The organism is Paenibacillus sp. BR2-3, from assembly GCF_046529485.1.
Classification (GTDB): domain Bacteria; phylum Bacillota; class Bacilli; order Paenibacillales; family Paenibacillaceae; genus Paenibacillus_AQ.
This window is the reverse complement of the sequence record NZ_CP126311.1, coordinates 759,233-776,885: the sequence shown is the minus strand read 5'-3', so window position 1 is coordinate 776,885 and position 17,653 is coordinate 759,233. Positions and strand designations below refer to the sequence as shown.

15 protein-coding genes and 1 pseudogene are annotated in these 17,653 nt (G+C 45.1%); 1 reads left to right on the top strand and 15 read right to left on the bottom strand.

All coding sequences use genetic code 11. From position 1 onward, the window contains the following. Positions 1–3: 3 nt before the first annotated feature. The 13 genes from PaeBR_RS03660 to PaeBR_RS03600 all read right to left on the bottom strand — a co-directional run bounded on the left by PaeBR_RS03660 (position 4) and on the right by PaeBR_RS03600 (position 14,116). Entirely contained in the window at positions 4–1,188 is a 1,185-nt protein-coding gene (locus tag PaeBR_RS03660) for an aminotransferase class I/II-fold pyridoxal phosphate-dependent enzyme (protein ID WP_410515065.1), read from the bottom strand. Then, complete coding sequence (locus PaeBR_RS03655) at positions 1,188–1,802, bottom strand: sugar transferase (RefSeq protein WP_410513553.1); 615 nt, start codon at positions 1,800–1,802, stop codon at positions 1,188–1,190. Before PaeBR_RS03655 ends, PaeBR_RS03660 begins: the two co-directional genes overlap by 1 nt. A 13-nt stretch (positions 1,803–1,815) precedes the next feature. Further along, positions 1,816–2,550 carry a glycosyltransferase family 32 protein gene (locus PaeBR_RS03650; RefSeq protein WP_410513552.1) on the bottom strand — a complete coding sequence of 245 codons (735 nt, stop codon included), beginning with the start codon at positions 2,548–2,550 and terminating at the stop codon, positions 1,816–1,818. A 13-nt stretch (positions 2,551–2,563) separates the two neighbouring features. Continuing rightward, positions 2,564–3,637, bottom strand: a complete 1,074-nt coding sequence (locus PaeBR_RS03645; protein WP_410513551.1) for an EpsG family protein — start codon at positions 3,635–3,637, stop codon at positions 2,564–2,566. Next, positions 3,634–4,581 carry a glycosyltransferase family 2 protein gene (locus PaeBR_RS03640; RefSeq protein ID WP_410513550.1) on the bottom strand — a complete coding sequence of 316 codons (948 nt, stop codon included), beginning with the start codon at positions 4,579–4,581 and terminating at the stop codon, positions 3,634–3,636. Before PaeBR_RS03640 ends, PaeBR_RS03645 begins: the two co-directional genes overlap by 4 nt. A 14-nt stretch (positions 4,582–4,595) precedes the next feature. Continuing rightward, complete coding sequence (locus PaeBR_RS03635) at positions 4,596–5,711, bottom strand: glycosyltransferase family 1 protein (protein ID WP_410513549.1); 1,116 nt, start codon at positions 5,709–5,711, stop codon at positions 4,596–4,598. Then, positions 5,614–6,792 carry a glycosyltransferase family 2 protein gene (locus tag PaeBR_RS03630; RefSeq protein ID WP_410513548.1) on the bottom strand — a complete coding sequence of 393 codons (1,179 nt, stop codon included), beginning with the start codon at positions 6,790–6,792 and terminating at the stop codon, positions 5,614–5,616. Before PaeBR_RS03630 ends, PaeBR_RS03635 begins: the two co-directional genes overlap by 98 nt. Further along, on the bottom strand, positions 6,782–7,924 hold the full coding sequence (locus PaeBR_RS03625; RefSeq protein WP_410513547.1) for a glycosyltransferase family 4 protein: 1,143 nt from the start codon (positions 7,922–7,924) through the stop codon (positions 6,782–6,784). The genes PaeBR_RS03630 and PaeBR_RS03625 overlap by 11 nt, the downstream gene beginning before the upstream one ends. Positions 7,925–7,944: 20 nt before the next feature. Then, complete coding sequence (locus PaeBR_RS03620; protein ID WP_410513546.1) at positions 7,945–9,789, bottom strand: polysaccharide biosynthesis protein; 1,845 nt, start codon at positions 9,787–9,789, stop codon at positions 7,945–7,947. A gap of 42 nt (positions 9,790–9,831) precedes the next feature. Beyond that, positions 9,832–10,497, bottom strand: a complete 666-nt coding sequence (locus PaeBR_RS03615) for a CpsD/CapB family tyrosine-protein kinase (protein WP_410513545.1) — start codon at positions 10,495–10,497, stop codon at positions 9,832–9,834. Continuing rightward, positions 10,487–11,233: a YveK family protein gene (locus PaeBR_RS03610; protein ID WP_410513544.1), complete on the bottom strand. Its 747-nt coding sequence runs from the start codon at positions 11,231–11,233 to the stop codon at positions 10,487–10,489. The genes PaeBR_RS03615 and PaeBR_RS03610 overlap by 11 nt, the downstream gene beginning before the upstream one ends. A 180-nt stretch (positions 11,234–11,413) precedes the next feature. Next, positions 11,414–13,552, bottom strand: a complete 2,139-nt coding sequence (locus tag PaeBR_RS03605; RefSeq protein WP_410513543.1) for a right-handed parallel beta-helix repeat-containing protein — start codon at positions 13,550–13,552, stop codon at positions 11,414–11,416. A gap of 189 nt (positions 13,553–13,741) precedes the next feature. After that, entirely contained in the window at positions 13,742–14,116 is a 375-nt protein-coding gene (locus PaeBR_RS03600) for a hypothetical protein (RefSeq protein WP_410513542.1), read from the bottom strand. Positions 14,117–14,500: 384 nt separating this feature from the next. Between PaeBR_RS03600 and PaeBR_RS03595 the strand changes: the two are divergent. Beyond that, a pseudogene (locus PaeBR_RS03595) lies at positions 14,501–16,037 on the top strand (acyl-CoA synthetase). Between the two features lie 117 nt (positions 16,038–16,154). Here the strand turns inward: PaeBR_RS03595 and PaeBR_RS03590 are convergent. Further along, positions 16,155–16,850, bottom strand: a complete 696-nt coding sequence (locus PaeBR_RS03590; RefSeq protein ID WP_410513541.1) for a nuclease-related domain-containing protein — start codon at positions 16,848–16,850, stop codon at positions 16,155–16,157. A gap of 15 nt (positions 16,851–16,865) precedes the next feature. Next, positions 16,866–17,435 carry a hypothetical protein gene (locus tag PaeBR_RS03585; protein ID WP_410513540.1) on the bottom strand — a complete coding sequence of 190 codons (570 nt, stop codon included), beginning with the start codon at positions 17,433–17,435 and terminating at the stop codon, positions 16,866–16,868. Between the last annotated feature and the right edge of the window lie 218 nt (positions 17,436–17,653).

Genomic DNA, 17,653 nt, shown 5'->3' with positions numbered 1-17,653 from the left:
GGATTAAAACGTTCTCCCGGCAGGGTTAACGACCATCAGCAAAACCTCCTGAATACGGTTAATCACCCTTTGCTGATCACTCAGACTCATGCTCGAACCGGAAGGCAGACAGAGACCGGATTGAAACAACTGCTCGGATACACATAAATTTTCGCTGTGGGGATAAAACAGTGCGTCCTTGAATAATGGCTGCATATGAAGCGGTTTCCAGACCGGACGGGCTTCGATATTGTCTGCGGTGAGCGACTTCAGCAGATCCGATACCTTGATTCCGGTCTTTTCTTCATCCACGGTAAGGGTAGTCAGCCATCGGTTCGACCTTGTATTTGCAAGCTCGGGCATGAACCGGATGCCTTTGTTGTTCCCTAGCGCCACCTGATAGGTTTCAAAAATCGCTCTTCTTGCTTCCACTCTTTCATCCAGAACCTGTAGCTGCGCTCTTCCCACCCCAGCCAGAAGATTACTCAGCCTGTAGTTATAGCCCATTATACTGTGCTGATAATGGGGTGCCGGATCTCTTGCCTGTGTCGCGAGAAACCGCGCCTTGCTTAGCGCTCCCTCATCATTTGAAATCAACATCCCCCCGCCGGAAGTGGTGATGATCTTGTTGCCGTTAAAGGAATAAATCCCGAACTTGCCCAGCGATCCGCTTGGCAACCCACCATAGGTGGACCCCAGCGATTCGGCAGCATCCTCGATAACCGGTATTTCATAGTGTTCGCATAAGGCCGTAATTTCCTTCATTCTGGCACTTTGTCCGTACAAATGGACGACAATTACAGCCTTGGGCAATCTCCCGGCTAGGGCCGCTTCCTTCAGAGCTCTCTCCAGCGCAATGGGCGACATATTCCACGTATCGGGCTCCGAGTCAATAAAAATCGGCTCCGCACCTAAATAACAAATAGGATTCGCACTTGCAACGAAGGTTAGGCTTGAGCAGAATACACGGTCTCCCTTGCCCACATTGAGCAAATGCAGCGCTATATGGATAGCGGCTGTCCCTGAGCTTAGAGCCACGGCCCCCCTCACACCTGTATATGCCGCGATCTCTTCTTCGAACGCATCGACGTTGGGCCCAAGGGGCGCAATCCAGTTGGAATCAAAAGCATCATTAATATATTCCTGTTCCCTTCCGCTCATATGGGGTGGGGATAGGTAGATCCGATTATTCGTTGGCATAGTCCTCATCATCCTCTGCTTCCCTCTTCTTTTTTGGCAGTCCCCTGGAAAAGCGGCATGGTTACATGATTGCTGTTGCTGATTCCTTCGGACTTCACTACCTTAAGCAGGGTCAACACCAATATTTTCAGGTCCAGCCAAAAGCTGTAGTGATCGACATACCAGATATCCAGTCTAAATTTGTCTTCCCATGAGATCGTATTGCGTCCGTTCACTTGCGCCCAGCCGGTTATACCCGGTTTAACCAGATGCCGCCTAACCTGCTCGTCGTTATAAAGCGGCAGGTACTCCATTAGCAGCGGTCTGGGTCCAACCAGACTGATATCCCCTTTGATCACATTCCACAACTGAGGAAGTTCATCCAGACTGCACTTTCTAAGGAACTTTCCAAATGGAGTAAGGCGAATATGGTCAGACAATAATTGATTCGACTCATCCCGCTCATCCGTCATTGTCCTAAATTTGTACATGTAGAACGGGATTCTATGCAATCCCGGGCGTTTCTGTTTAAAGATTATCGGAGAACCCAGCTTTATCCGGACGAGTAAAGCGGTAATTGCAATAAGCGGCAAGAACACAATAAACACTGGAATCGATACAATAAGATCAAAAAATCGTTTCATACCTTCAAGCTCCCTATGAGAAAATTTTCCTCATTCTGGCAATATTATTCGGCCCAATAACACGGCTGGTAATCCGCTTCAAATGACTTCTTAGCCGGACATGAGCGGGAAGCCAGGATTGAGCGAAATGATGTATCGTGTAGCTGTCCTCCGTTATAAAATTACCACCATTGATATAATCATAAGGACTAAAGAAGCAGCGCGGGTAAAAGGTCACCTCATTGGATAGCACTTGATGCTTGCCGTTTAACTGTAATCCGTGTTTCTGGCAAATCCCACTAATAACCGCTGTATTAGTAGTAGTATCCAAAGTACCGTCCGGCAGCAGAAAGCTTCTGAACTCATAGTAATCAAGCAGCTCCTTGATCCACCTGTGACCTTTTACAGAGCCCATGATTCCCGATTGAAGAAATTTCTCGTCCTCAAATCCGGTAAAAGCCTCATGAACCAAAAAACGGTCCAGCGGCCTGATCACTTCTACATCCGTGTCCATATAAATACCGCCGTGATGATGGAGCGCATGAAGCCGCGCGTAGTCGCTCACAAACGCAAACTTCCGAGCTTCATATGCTTCTTTGACATAGCGATTAACATTAATATCAAAGTTATCTTCGTTCCATTCTACAAATTCAAAGCCCTGCAAATGCTTCTCCCAGCTTTTGATGCATTTCTGGACTAATTTCGGCTTTGCTCCACGCCCAAACCAGCAATAGTGAACGATTCCGGGTATTTTTTCTGAAGATTGCATCCTACATTCTCCTTTATAAAAACCAGGTTAAATAGTCGCTTTGATAGCGGATATCCAACATTAATACATTCTCGTAGAATGAATAGATAAAATAAACGATCAGTATGATGATGTAAATAAGCTTTTGATCCTTCTTTCGAAACGCTTTTATTATCCAGGAATAAAGCAAAATTTGATATAAACTAAAATAAATAGCCAATCTGGCGAAGATCCAATTTTGTGTGGAAATCATCATTAAGACTAATCCAATTAAAGATAAGTTCACAACGATATCGATTTTCGGAAAAAGATTTCTCAGTTTAATCCTGCCCAGAAAGGCGATAACCAGCGGAAGACCATAAAAAACAACCCGGATAATATTGGCTCCACCTTCCGAAAAACTCTGGTATTCACCATATTGGGTATCCTTAAGCGCAGAAAACAGGATCGAAGAAAATTGATTAAAACCGAAAACAATGAGCACAGCTACTGAGAGCAAGAAATAAGTGGTTCGTGTCCAAGCTTCCCTGCGGACAATGAAATAAATGGGAATCATAATCAAAGCGCTTTGATGAAACACGGATGCGAACAAGACGACCGCTATATATCTCCTCCAGCTGCCATTAAAAACATATTTGGTTGCCGCGAATACAATTGCTGCTGCAAGGTATTGCCTTATCCCATTCATTGAAACAATAAAAGCGCCGGATGTAATATAAATGTAGATTCCCAGTTCAAACAGTCTCGAGTATTTGTACAGCACCATAACAATAAGAACATTGGTAATTAACGCTGTAACAAGTATTAATATTTGCGGATCATCCGTGTAACTCTTTAAAATCTTCTCGAAAATGTTAAATCCAATGTCTCTTTGCTGAAGAATCGATGACCAGGAAAAATCACTGATAATAAAACTGTGCATATAAAAATAGGTATCCCCAATATTATTTCTTAATCCTGAAACCATACTAATTACAAGGGCTGTCAGTAGAACAAATATTTTATTGGGGCTGACAGATGCAGGTATGGTTATAGAGGATGTTGAGAAATACCTGGCTGTGAGCGCAAACATAAAAACAGCTGCCAAGGTAAGCCATAATGTTGTCATTTGTCTCCACTTCCTGTAGAAGTCCCGACCTTTCTTGAGCTCCGAGGATTCCGGACAGGTTGCGGTTGGTTTCCCCTCTGAATATACAGATATAATAGAGCACCTAATGGAATCGCAAGGACCGTGGTCCATCTAAAAGGTGAATCCGCAATAAAATTCTTATTTCTTGAAAACATGCTGCTTGAGACATAATGCACCGCTTCACGAAACCTTTCCTTGTACGAAGGGGCAAACGTCATCGCCACTCTCCTGAAAAAGGCAAATCCCCTGGGATTATTCCTGTATTGTCTGATCATGTTCATACTGGAGCCATCGAGTCTATACTCTACGTAACAAAGCACCTCATTCAAAATCAATAGAGGATACATCTGGTCAATCAGAAGATATTTATAAGATAAGGGGCAGTACTTCTCACCTGAAAACAATGGATACGGCGGGGTTGCTCGGGTCAGTTCAGAACGGTATACCAGTTTCTTATCTCCCTTTACCTTCCATTTTGCATATAAATCATTTAATCTGGATGCTTCCAGCTCCTTCGGCATTGCGGTTCCGATCACCTGGCCACCCGGCGCTGCATCGAGTCCAACAATACCCGCATACTGAACGCTTCCGTACCGACTCCAAAAGCTCACGATTTTCTCAACAGCATCATCAGCCATATAATCATCTGAATCAATACAAACATTTAGCTCGGTATCAATAATTTCATAAGCCGTATTATGGGCCCCATGCATACCCTGATTATCCTGGTAGTGGTATTGTATTTGAATCTTTCCTTCTTCCATCCATGCTTCCACGAGTTCTTTGGTATGATCTGTTGATCCGTCATCAATAATTAGCCAAAAGAAGTCATTACAGGTCTGTCTCTTAAGACTTTCGTAACAAAGATGCAGCGTATGCGCCCTATTATAAGTGGGTGTAAAAACGGTCAGCATGGATTTCATCCCTTCACCTCCAGCTACTTGTTCACTGCCATATGGTTCATATAAAAATCGGCCAACCACTCCGCCATAACCTCGGTGTCATATCTGTTTTGTTGCAGCAATTGAACCGTGTTCACACGGTCATGAGAGGTCTTGAGAATCTGCTGCGCCCAAACCCGTGGAGATTTCTTGAGACTAACAAACTCAATCCTTCCAGTTACATCCGTATCACGAGTAATCGTATCGGAGACTATACATCTCAATCCAGATGCTTGTGCTTCCACAAGCACCACTGGCAGTCCCTCAAACAATGAGGGGAATACAAACAAATCCATGCCCTGCATTAATTCCGAAATGTCAGACCGCACTCCCAGAAATAAAACTTGCTCTGTCAGTCCTAAATTCTCAGCCTTTCTTTTTACCGAGGGTTGCAGCTTTCCTTCACCTATCAAGACCAGCATGACATTCTTGTTTTGTTGATATAACTGGTGAAAGATTTCAATTAAGTATTCATGATTTTTCTGCTCATTAAATCTTCCTACATGACCGATGACCAAGCGTTCACCGGCATTCATCTCATTTCTAATCCGTTCCCGCACCCTATGATCGAGCGCGAATTCCTGAGCATTTATTGCATTGTTCATTACGGTTAGCGTGCCTTGCTCTCCAATTTTCTTTCCAAAAAGCCACTGACCTGCATTCTTCGAGCACGCAAAGTAATGGGTTGGATTATCTTTCATACGATATTTGGCATAAACCCGAAAGGGCAACTTAATATCAATGCCCAAGTCGCTTAAGTGGCTGTGCGCAATCCGGCAAGGTATTCCGGCTTTCTTGGCGGTATGTAGTACAAAGCTGCTGTTCTCGTTCATATGGGAGTGAACGACATCATAGTAGGTGTGCTGATCAAAGAATTGCTTCAACTCTTTAAAATAGAGCCGATAATTGCCCGGTCGAATTTGCGGCAGTCTGTATATTACCCCGCCTAAGGATTCGATCTCATCATCGTAATGGCCTCTGGCGGATCTATGGACCATAAAATCAAATTGAATTTTACTCCGATCCATTCGCCGGTAATAATTCATGAGCATCGTCTCCAGCCCGCCCCGGTTCATTACGGTTACTACCTGCAAGATTCGAACTGGTTTCATTAGCTACACCTCTCGTATTCATGAATCTGATCCAGTTAATCGACTTCAGCATAAGAAACATCCCCGCAGCAAATCTCCATTTACCAAACAAGTAAAATAATCTCCATACTCCCGGGCAATATCGCAATTCGAACTCCTTAAACGAAAGGGTGGTTCTGCCATTAGAGATGATGGACTTAATCTCTTTCACTTTTTTAAATACGGAGACCTTATGATCACTGCTGATGATATTTAGACCAAGCCCGAGAATGTTCATACAGATCCGGTTATTTAAGGCTAATCTATACGGGTAAGGCAATTCATTCGTGGTAATAAAAGATTCCATATGACGGTACAGTTTGATGAATTTGTGTTCCAGCAGTGGGTTGTAACTGGATGTGATGGATGAGGCGGTTGGAGTCCGCCAATAATGATAAAAGGGGCGATTGATGAAAACAAATGACTTCGCATGGTAACATACATGAATATTAAATAAAGAATCCTCATTGCTGCCTATAACATCGAGATCGATAAAATAAACATCATTAGTCTTAATCAGCTCTGAACGATAGAGCTTTGACCATACGGTACCCCAGGCATCCAGATAGTCCGGCTGTGCAAGTTCCTCTTTTATAGGACCAATAAGCCGTCTTGTAATGTTAGTCTGAACTTCCTCCTGGCGGTAGACCACCACTTCCGGACTTGCAAACACTTTTCCCTTGGAGTGAGTCCCAAATTCACGCATATAAGTACACATTACAATATCCGCATGTTCACGCTCAGCCGTGTTGTGCATAACCTCGTACATATTGCTGTCTACCCAGTCATCAGGATCCACAAAGCCGATATACTTTCCCTTGGCCCTTAGAATCCCCTCATTACGGGCAGAGGAAACTCCGCTATTACTTTTATTCATGATGATCAAACGGCTATCCGCCTGCGCATATTGCTCAAGTATATTTAGAGTGGTATCCGTAGAGCCATCGTTAACTGCCAGAATCTCTATGTCGATAAAGCTCTGGCCCAGCAGACTGTCCAAACACCTGGATATATACTTTTCCATATTGTAAATGGGTACTATAATACTAATTTCAGGTACCATTTTGAACGGCTCCTGTCATATATCTTGAATAGATTAGGTTTAACTGCTCTACTACCTGTTTCAGATCATACTTTCTGATGTACTCCGCGCTCTGCAAACCCATCCTGTGTCTTAGATCGAATGACAATCCCAATGCCAGAATATGCTTGGACAGCTCATTAACCTCTTCAGAATCTACAATGAAGCCGTTCTCGTGATCCTTCACAAGCTCCAAATGTCCCCGGTTACGTGTCGCAATAACAGGAAGCCCGCAAGCCATCGCTTCCATAATGTTGACGGGCAGGCCTTCCCGCAAGCTTCCGGAAACGGCAGCATCGCACAAAGGCAGCAGCTTCTCGATATCGTTGCGATAACCGAGAAATTCAACCATATGCTCCACATCCAGCTGTATGGCCAGCTGCCGGCATTCCTCCTGCAGGTCTCCCCGGCCCGCAAACAATAGCTTGGCCCGGGGAAGCTGATCCTTCACCCCGGCTAACGACCTGATCAGCAGCTGGTGATTTTTGTTTCGATTGAATTCCGCCGCATAGAACATCAGAAAATCATCCAGACCATACCGGGTACCCTGCCGGAGCTGCATCTTTTCAGCGGATGTTACTGGCCTGTAGCGTTCTGTATTAATACCAACTCCGTTCACACGTTCAATCTGCTGCGCTTTAAACATATGATTTACCGCGAGCCTGTAATCTTCGTTGTTGATAGTAATCAAACAGTCTGTAATCCGGGCAAGACTTTTTTCGATAGGATAGTAAAGCATCCAGTTCAGGAGGGAGGAGCCTTTGCAAAAGTGAAAACCGTGTGCGGTATAAATGACTTTGGTTCCTTTTTTACGAAATCCCCTTGCTGCTAACCGGGTTAAAACACCGCCCATTGGCGTATGGGAATGGATAATCCTGTAATCGTTCTGCTCAATGATTGTTTTCAATTGCCGGTAAGCCTCAATATTTTCACGACGGAAGGGTGAACGTTCGATGGGAATATTATATTTTTTGTCTACAAAAGGGAGGTCCATGTCCCCTTGTGCGGCCACATGGACTTCCCAATTCTGCTGCTTGAACCATTCCAGCACAGGTAAATGAAACGAGCTGAAATGAAAGTCGACGGTTGCACAAAACAGTACTTTATTGGACATGCGCCGTCTTCCTTTCCATGTTATTTCCACCCGACTGTTGCCTTTAGAAGAGGAAGAGCCAGTTCCATCCGGTTATTAGCGATATCCAGCAGCATCTGTCTTAACTCTTCTATGGTGAGGGTGTCGTAGATCTGGAGCAGATGATCAATTCCGTCAAAGTTAATTTCAGATGATTTACCGACATAGATTTTGGGATACACCTGCACCTCATGCACCTCTGTATCCTTTAGCAGCTCTTCATAAAGCTTCTCGCCGGGTCTCATGCCCGTATATTCAATCCCGATTTCTTCAATGGAATATCCCGACATCCGAATCAGATTTTTGGCCAGATCCACGATTTTGACCGGATCACCCATATCGAGTACGAAGACCTCTCCTCCGCGTGCCAGCGCTCCCGCTTGAATAACTAATCTTGAAGCTTCTGGAATCGTCATAAAGTAGCGAACCATATCGGGATGGGTTACAGTGACAGGGCCGCCAACTTCAATCTGCTTGCGGAATAATGGGATTACACTGCCGCGACTCCCAAGCACATTGCCGAATCGAACGGCGACAAATTTGGTTTGGCTGAACCGGTCCATATGCTGAATGATCATTTCCGCAATCCGCTTAGTAGACCCCATAACACTGGTAGGGTTTACGGCTTTGTCCGTAGAGATCATTACAAATATCTCAACTCCCGCCAGACTTGCCGCTCTTGCTGCATTCATAGTTCCAATAATGTTGTTCTTAACCGCTTCTTCCGGATTCCGCTGCATTAAAGGCACATGCTTGTGGGCAGCCGCGTGGTACACAACATCTGGCCGGTGGAGGTTCATGACGCTGATGATTTTGCTCTCATCCTGAAGATCTGCTATCTCGGTATAGAATTGGATGCCTTTTTCCCTGAACATAGTCTTCAATTCAATTTCAATAGAGTAAATACTATTCTCGCCATGCCCGAGCAGAACGAGTTTTTTAGGGCGGAATTCGGAGATTTGCCGGCACACCTCAGAGCCTATCGAGCCCCCCGCTCCTGTAACCAGAATCACCTTATTCGTCACGTATCCGGAAATGCTGTCTATATCCAGCTGTACCGGTTCCCGTCCAAGCAGATCCTCTACCTGCACATCCCGGAATTGACTTACGGACACCTTGCCGCTCGCAATATTCTCCAGCATGGGCATCGTTTGTGTCTTTGCTTTCGTCTTGGTGCACTCATCAAAGATTTCCTTTAACCGAACTTTGCTGAGGGAGGGAATAGCAATGACAATATGATCGATTTGAAGCTCGGTAACGATTTCTTCAATGGAATGCGCACTCCCAATTACGGGAATCCCCATAATATCTAGGCCATGCTTGTTTACATTGTCATCCACAAAAGCAACCGGTTTAAGTTCTGTATCGGAGTTTGAGAGCAAATGTCGTGCAATCATGCTGCCTGCCGCGCCTGCCCCAATGATCAGCGTTCGCTTGCACTGGCCTGGCTGTTCCTGCTTAATAATGGATCCCCGAACCACACGCCAGCAAAAACGCGACCCGCCAATGAGAAGAATATGCAGCATCCACGTGACAGCCAGCAACCGGTATTGAATCTGCTGTGAAATGACGAGCTGGACTGTAGCAGCTGAAGTTATTGAGAAAGTAACCACTTTCGCAATAAGAATCATTTCCCCGACACTGGCATATTCCCATGCTTTCTTATACAAATGATAGATAAAAGCAAACATGTGATGGCTAAAGAGTAATGTGATGGAACTGACAACGATCGGATGAGTGAATACATTAAAAGAGCCGTTTACTAAAAAGCAGCTGATAAAAATAGCCGACAGCACAATAAGCGAATCCATTAACATCAAAACTGACAATCGATGTTTATATATCAACGTTCGCCCACCCCTCCCCCTATTTAAAAACACCTCACAACGCTACCTCTTCTTCTTATTCAACACGGCGCCAAGAATTTTGACATTTCCAAACTCAAGTATCCTTCTGGCTTCCAGCACTTTCTGCTGCTTCGTTTTCCCGCTGTCTATGACCAAAATGACACCCTTACATCTCCTGGCCAGGGCATTTGTATCTGATGTATCCAGAACGGAGGAACAATCCAGCAAGATGGCATCAAAACGCTCACCAGCAACCTCCAAAAAAGCACTCATCGCCTGTGAATCAAGCAAATCACCCGCATTATGGAGAGACGAACCATTCGGAAGTACGGATAATCTCTCGATATTAGTCTGCTGTATGGTCTCCAGAATATCGATATGGTTAGCCAGCCCATCTGTAAGTCCGGGCCATGATTTAATATTAAAAACATGATTTAAAATAGGGCTCCTTAAATTGGCATCCACAAGCAGCACTCGATCCCCAAGTTGAGCAAAACAGATGGCGAGATTCACGGCTGTCGACGTTTTCCCTTCCCCTTCAGAGGGAGAAGTAACAACCAAAGCACCCAACCGTTTATTGCCTGTTGAGAAACGAATGTTATTCCGAATCGTCCGGTATTGCTCGGTAATAACCGAGTGGCTGTTGTTGTGGGCAACCAAGCAGCCATTCGTGGTTCCTTCCTCCAGTTTTTTCTCCCTATGAGCCAATAGTCTCACCCCGTATGTATTCATTTTTACGTTTTACCTTGGTGAACAAATCTTTCTTTTGTATTTTCGAAACCTGTCCTAATGGTTTAATGCCCAGATACCGTTCAAGGTCGCGCTCGGATCTTACGGAGTCGTCCAGGGAATCCAGCAGGAACGCCAGGCATACCCCAACGGCAACTCCCGCAACGATTCCAATAATCAAAGCACGTTTGCTAGGGGGATTTACAGGTGTAGGATTCGGTGACTCCACTGCGTTCGTCAGAACACTAACTCCGTTAAATTGTAGCCTGGTTCCAGCCTCTTCTGTGAACGCTGCTACCACTAAGTTGGCAATGTCCACCGCCCGTTTAGGGTCTTCATCAAATGCGGTAATAAGCGTAATGATGGAGTTATCCACGCTGCTTACGCTGATATGTTCCCGCAGATTCCCGACTGACTGTTGCAGCCCGAGCTGTTTAATGACCCGCTCAAGCACCACCGGCTCCTTAATAAACACCTTCAGAGTACCCAGCATTTCCGCGTTTTCCACCGATAGCATCACCCGTGCAGACGACCCATAAACCGGAGCTTCAGGAATAGAGCTGTAAATACCGCCCAGAGTCGCCAAAAGAACTGTAGAAAGTACGATGATCCATATCCTCCGTTTAATAACGGTATAGATTTCCTTCAGATCAATTTCTTTAACCGGACTCTTCCATGAGGCTGATCGACCAATCGCAGTTACCTCTTCTTTCATGCTACCACCCACTCCAAAGAATGACTTTAATAAAGAACATTATTCGTCAATTTTAGTTCTTTATATAGAACATGTCAACCTTAGATTGCATCTTTTCATATCGATTTGTTCGTTTTAAAGTTCATTTGCATGAAAAAAAGAATGGGCGTAAACGACCATCCTTTGCGATGCTGACTCTTATTAGCGCATGACGTTATTGCCTGCCTTGTCATTGGCCTTCAAGGCCAATTTGGCTTTGTACAGCGTGTTATTTTTCACAATAAAAGGAACTGCGCCCTTGCCCGCATACTGGGTCGAGATTCCATTCGCTGGCAGGTTACTTGTAATGGTATTACCTCGAATGACCACGCTTAGCACATCAAACGGCTCGTTTCGTTTCCAGTAATCATTAATTTTGATAATCTCAATACCGCTTGAGGTCAGCTTTTTGGCATTGATTATATTGTTCTCTATTACAACACTCTTCGCAGCTTGCACACTGATGGCTTGAGTATTGCCGAGAATATTGAATGTGGAATCTTTAATCGTCAGCTCCATGTTTTTATTCTCGGCAAATAATACGCCTGCCCCAGTCGTGTCTGTTGTGAACGTACAGCCGTCAAAGACATACTTTCCGCCCAGACTGCCTGAGACCGTTCCGAATTTCCCACCTTCGGCTCCTTCAAACCAACTATTATTATAGGTTCCAGGCGGAAGTGACAGCCCGTAGGTGGAATTATAACCAATGACCTTCAAATTATCGAATATGCTCCCGGTCGCAACAGTTCCCGCGAAGCTTCTTAAACTTGGCTCTCCCGTAATCGTAACGTTGGAAAGTTGAATCGGCTGGTTTGAAATACTGAGCCCGGCATCGACCTTCTTCGTGATGTTAATGTTCACATTGGATACTTTAATGCCAAATGGCTTCTTGGAGCTGACAGAGAAAAGGCCGTTAGTAACCTCCATACCGTCTATCGTTAAATTCGGGCCTTCGAAATAGGTTCCGGCGTCATTCAAGCGGTTATTCAGGAATGTGGCGTCATGGTAGGCAATGATCCGGCTCACATCAAAATGATTATTGACCACCATCGCATCTTTAAAAGTTTCGGATATGGCCAGACCGTAAGCACCCTTTGAAGCCATATGATTCCCCTCAACAGTTGCGGTGTGGCCATCATACAGAATCACATCATAAATGGCGTTATTGTAAAACTCATTGTTCCTGATGAAAATGTTGGTATTCAAGTGACCATTCTCTCCATAGCCGCCTTCAACATCAATACCCGACTGCGGCGCGACTCCTTTAATATCATGAATCATGTTGCCGTCAATGGAGACATTATTAGCTCCGCCAACAGTTATGCCTTGACGACGGTTAAAAGCAAATTCAGAATTTTTAACATCGATTTTCTCACTCACGACTCTATTCCAAATCTCCAGATAAGCCCCCTTAGCTGAGGTCTGATTAAATACTAAATGGAAGGAAGAAGCGCCGTTTGGAATCGCAATATGTTCCCTGATTTTAGCCTGTACCTTCTTCATAAATGTTCCATTCGCAGCATAGAAATAAACCTCAAATGCAGTCTTGATCTTCATCATGTTGGATAACTCAAAGAAATGCTCCGTCTTGAAAATGGGGTTGCTTAAGGTTATTGCTTTTTTAGTGCGTATTTTGGCCGTATTTTTCGTTGGTTTGCCCATTTCATTTAGCGTCCCTGAGATAAGGCCACCTTCGTACAAATCTTTAACCATCGTTCCGAAGCCTCCGATAACCAAACCATCCCCCGTAAAATTAACGGCCTTAACGCCTTCGATGACAATGTTTGATGCTCCCTCAAGAATAATGCCATACCCGCTCTCATGCGTACCGGCACTGTACGGACTGTCCTTTTTGGAATAATCATGGTTCTCTCTATCCCCCATATAAGTGCCGCCTCTTAACGTCACGTTCTTAATCCCATAGCCCAAGTACATCAACTCATATCTTTCCTTCCCATTTCTCTCCTTCTGCAGGATGGTATCGGAAGGCAATTCCAGCAGCATATCGCTGACCATATTAATCCGGCTGTTCTTATCAATTAAATAGGTACCTGAAGGAAGCGTGGTAGCTGTGATTCCGTTTTGGTTAGCCCATACAAGAGCTTCGTTGATCCCCTTCGTCGTTTCCACCGGATGACTTCCATCATTGGAAATCCCCCATTTAGCAAGATCAATGGTTTGAGCAGATGGTGTCCCGGTATCATCCTGGCTGGATACTCCCATCGGCACATACAGAAATAAAGTCTGCATAGATAGTAATAGTATTAAGGACAAAGAAAATTTGCCAAATTTACTTCTCACCTATATCCCCCCATTGTTTGTTATCCAAAGTTTTTTCGTTCTTTAAAGCGAATTCTATTAACATAGACTACCATGTTTTTAACCCAAACAAAAGTTCGAAGAGCTGTAACCGGGCATTTTACTACCACCAAAAAAGCGATCCCCAGCCATCACACGGCTTGGGAATCGCTTTCTCATTTCCGATTCCTGTTAATAACGATAATACTTCTCCCAAAGCTTGTAGGAATCTTTCTTCTTGCCATCCCACCGGTCGTCGTCATCCCATCCGTCGTCGTCATCCCATCGGTCGTCGTCATCCCGGCGATCATTGCCCTTTAACCAACTTAATAAACTTGTATTGGCTTTCTTGCTTTCTGTGTAAGAATAGGTGCTCTTTTCTTTGTTGAATAATGAAGAGAGTGCGCCGGCGAGTGTCGAGAAAAAAGAAGTGGCATATGAGGAGGTCGTGATGTATTGAGAAGAGGATGTACCTGATGACGCATACGCTGAAGCAGGTAGTATAATTGTACTAATCAGAACAACTATTAACATTAACCGGGTGTACTTCGTTACATACTTGGACATGTTAACGGTCCCTCTCTTTCCTATTAGTCCAAATGGACTAATAAAAATGAACTGGTTCTTTATAAAGAATATAACGGAATTGGGTATTTGTAAATGAAAACTAATGTAACCACAACTCCGAAATTATACTGAAAGGGATTTTTTTGTGTTTCCCGGGAAGTCGATTTTCTTCTGTGCAGCAAGTAGGTGCCGGCGAGGCAAATTAAAATTATATTTCAGGCTGCATTCATAAATATTTGTATATTCGGCAAACTGCTTAGAATCAGGTACTAGGAGTTCATGCTATAATAGGAGCAGTGGTAACACTCATCTTGTTCATATAGGAGAGGGTTCAAATTGAATCAGCAATGGATCGCACCTGAATATTATAATCTTACATCGGAGATGGAATGTCATCCTTCCGGTAAGACTGCACTCAAATGGTTAAGTGAAAAAGGAGATCGCGAGGAGATCAGCTACGGGGAGCTGCTGCTGCAGGCAAACCGGCTGGCGGGCGGACTGTCCCAGCTTGGACTTCAGAAAGGCGACAGAGTTCTGGTCATGGTTCCGCGGAGAATCATTGCTTACGTCATCTACCTGGCTTGTCTGAAGCTTGGATTGGCGGTTATCCCTTCCTCGGAAATGCTTCGGGCCAAGGATTTGTCCTATCGCCTACGGCATTCAGAAGCACGGGCCGTAATTGTCTGGTCCGAGGTGACCGGGGAAGTGGATAAAATCGGCGACGACCTGCCTTCTCTGGATCACCGTATTGCGGTTTCGGGGAATGGTGAGCATGCCGGATGGCTGGAGCTGGAGAATCTGATGAGCGGACAGCCCGATCATATGACCGCGGTAACAACCCACCGGGACGATATGGCTATCCTGGCTTATACCTCCGGAACCACCGGAAATCCGAAGGCCGTAGTGCATAGTCACGGCTGGGGTTATGCCCACCTGCGGATCACTTCATCTCCTTGGCTGGATATCCGGGAATCAGACACGGACGGTATGGGCGACCGCTGCACCGGGCTGGCAAAAATGGATCTGGAGCCCATTCCTGGCCGTGCTGGGTAACGGAGCAACCGGATTTGTCTATAATGGGCCTTTTCAACCGAACCGGTACTTGCAGCTAATGCAGGATGAGGGTATTCAGGTATTATGCTGTACGCCAACGGAATACAGGATAATGGCCAAGACCGAAGGATTAGATACGTATGATTTGTCTCGGCTCCGCAGTGCCGTATCCGCAGGAGAGCCTTTAAATCAGGAGGTTATCAACGAATTCCAGCGCCATTTCGATATCACTATCCGGGACGGCTACGGACAAACGGAAAGCACGCTCCTAATCGGAACGCTGAAGGATACCCCGGTCCGCACAGGGTCCATGGGCAAAGCCATGGCACCGGGTCTTGTTGAGGTCGTAGATGAAACGGGTACGCCTCTCCCTCCGGGAGTAGTTGGAGATATTGCTGTTCATTTGAGTATGCCGGCCCTGTTCCATACGTATTACAAGGACCCTGAGCGTAAACCAAGCTGTACGAACGGAGATTTTTTTGTAACCGGAGACCGGGCACGGAAGGATGAGGATGGCTACTTCTGGTTCGAAGGCCGGGGCGACGATATCATCATCAGTGCCGGATACACCATCGGCCCCTTCGAGGTCGAGGAAGCGCTCATGAGACACGCCTCTGTAAAAGAATGTGCAGTCGTAGCCAGTCCTGATGAAATTCGGGGCCATGTGGTTAAAGCATTCGTTGTGCTGAAGGATGCGGCAGCCGGTTCACCGGAGCTTGTTAAAGAACTGCAGGAGCATGTTAAGGAGTGGACGGCTCCATACAAGTATCCGCGCAAAATAGAGTTCATCACTGATCTTCCGAAGACAAACTCGGGCAAAATCCGCCGCGTGGAGCTGCGGGAGCAGGATCGGAATTCCCAAGGGTGATATGGAAAGAGTTTGGGCTTTATGAGCGGACGCTACGCGAACGAAACGTGGAACATGAGCAAATTCACTAAACACGCCAAACAGCAAATCTCCTTAAACCAGGAGATTTGCTGTTTTTTATTTTCGGTTAATTGATTGGATATGCTCTGCCCGTAAGGCAGGATCAGATATATTGGCGGCTTTGATTGTCGCATAAGCTTCTTCAATCTGTTTCTCTCCCAGTGGCTTTTCCTTGGTCACAGCCTTCATTCTAATCAGTTTCCTGTTTATAAACTCGGAGAGTTCCACGTCGTATACAACGAGTTCGTTGGACTCGATTTTCCTGAGAGCGGGGTCTATGCTGAATCTGCACCGCATTGTAAAGGTAACAATCGAAACATGCGGTACTGCGATGGCTTCCGGGAGAATCGCTTGCAGAGCTTTAATATGCCCATAGTTCTGTCGCAGGGGATTAAACATTTTAAACCGGTTATTTACATACCAGTATCTATCTTCTCTCGACCCTTTGATCTCCCCGTTATAGTTCTTAGTTTCAATAACAAACAATCCATAAGGCGATATCACCACATGATCAATCTGCGAATATCCTGATTTGGCCTTCGGATTCGGTATCATGTTATCATTCAAATATTTGCAGTCTTTGGGCAGCTGGTCCAACTGAATATTGATCTTATGTTCTCCCAACTCGCCGATCCTGGTAGGTTCTATTTTAGGGCGCTGTGCTGATGTCTTTGCTGCTGGTGAAGGCTTGGCAGCCGAAGAAGTTCCGGACCGTTGGTTCCCTTTGAATAACTTCAGTAATTTATCAAACATTATTATCCCCCTGCCTTACTCCGACCAGTACTTTGCATTTGGATTCAGTGCTGCCCCAACTTCGCCTTCTCTGACCAAATCGCAATCCAGATAACCCTCTTCATCCAGAAAATAAACCTCTTGTTTATAGAACTCACAAAGAGTCTCCAGAAATATTTCAGGCGAGTCATACATAACCACCAGATCTCCAAAGTCATGCAATAAGTCACAAACCTGCTCCACACCATCAGCAGATCGATAATAACAGATAAAATCACTGCCATAGTTCGTAAGAATCGGCAGGACAACCCCCGCTGGAACCTGACCCTTTTCTTCTAAAATGGCCGATATTACCTTCATTTCCTGTTCGTATTCATCGATATGAATCAGCCTGTATCCTGGCACAAACTCGATCAGACTCGGCTCTTCTTCATCACTGCTTGTTCCAGAGACTGTGGTATAAATAGCCTTCAGCAGCTCGGGAGTTTCGGGCAAAATATCTGCAATTTGAGTCCTGCTGTCATCGTTTGTGCCTAAACTTGAAATATAATCCGGCCGCAGTTCAGCGGATAGATTAAGGAACTCCTGGAATTTTTGAGTAATCATGATTTCATCCTTTGCGTGTCATAGTAATTTAGCTCAAAACCAAAATCAGCAGTTGACTGATCGTGAATCAAGCGACTAAGGGTTCGGAGGGGTCTTCCGATCGTTGTTATAGGCGAAAACTATCGTATCTCCAAAATCCCGTAGGGCCCTCCTCTGTGTTGGCGCGTAATGAATTAACGGGAATTTCTCCATCTAAATGTGAGTGTTCGCCTCATTAT

Excerpts from the sequence above, each read along its gene's own strand:
- PaeBR_RS03640 (WP_410513550.1), bottom strand. The coding sequence starts at position 4,581 with ATGAAATCCATGCTGACCGTTTTTACACCCACTTATAATAGGGCGCAT.
- PaeBR_RS03625 (WP_410513547.1), bottom strand. The coding sequence starts at position 7,924 with ATGTCCAATAAAGTACTGTTTTGTGCAACCGTCGACTTTCATTTCAGC.
- PaeBR_RS03630 (WP_410513548.1), bottom strand. The coding sequence starts at position 6,792 with ATGGTACCTGAAATTAGTATTATAGTACCCATTTACAATATGGAAAAG.
- PaeBR_RS03655 (WP_410513553.1), bottom strand. The coding sequence starts at position 1,802 with ATGAAACGATTTTTTGATCTTATTGTATCGATTCCAGTGTTTATTGTG.
- PaeBR_RS03635 (WP_410513549.1), bottom strand. The coding sequence starts at position 5,711 with ATGAAACCAGTTCGAATCTTGCAGGTAGTAACCGTAATGAACCGGGGC.
- PaeBR_RS03585 (WP_410513540.1), bottom strand. The coding sequence starts at position 17,435 with ATGATTACTCAAAAATTCCAGGAGTTCCTTAATCTATCCGCTGAACTG.
- PaeBR_RS03600 (WP_410513542.1), bottom strand. The coding sequence starts at position 14,116 with ATGTCCAAGTATGTAACGAAGTACACCCGGTTAATGTTAATAGTTGTT.
- PaeBR_RS03610 (WP_410513544.1), bottom strand. The coding sequence starts at position 11,233 with ATGAAAGAAGAGGTAACTGCGATTGGTCGATCAGCCTCATGGAAGAGT.
- PaeBR_RS03590 (WP_410513541.1), bottom strand. The coding sequence starts at position 16,850 with ATGTTTGATAAATTACTGAAGTTATTCAAAGGGAACCAACGGTCCGGA.
- PaeBR_RS03660 (WP_410515065.1), bottom strand. The coding sequence starts at position 1,188 with ATGAGGACTATGCCAACGAATAATCGGATCTACCTATCCCCACCCCAT.
- PaeBR_RS03650 (WP_410513552.1), bottom strand. The coding sequence starts at position 2,550 with ATGCAATCTTCAGAAAAAATACCCGGAATCGTTCACTATTGCTGGTTT.
- PaeBR_RS03645 (WP_410513551.1), bottom strand. The coding sequence starts at position 3,637 with ATGACAACATTATGGCTTACCTTGGCAGCTGTTTTTATGTTTGCGCTC.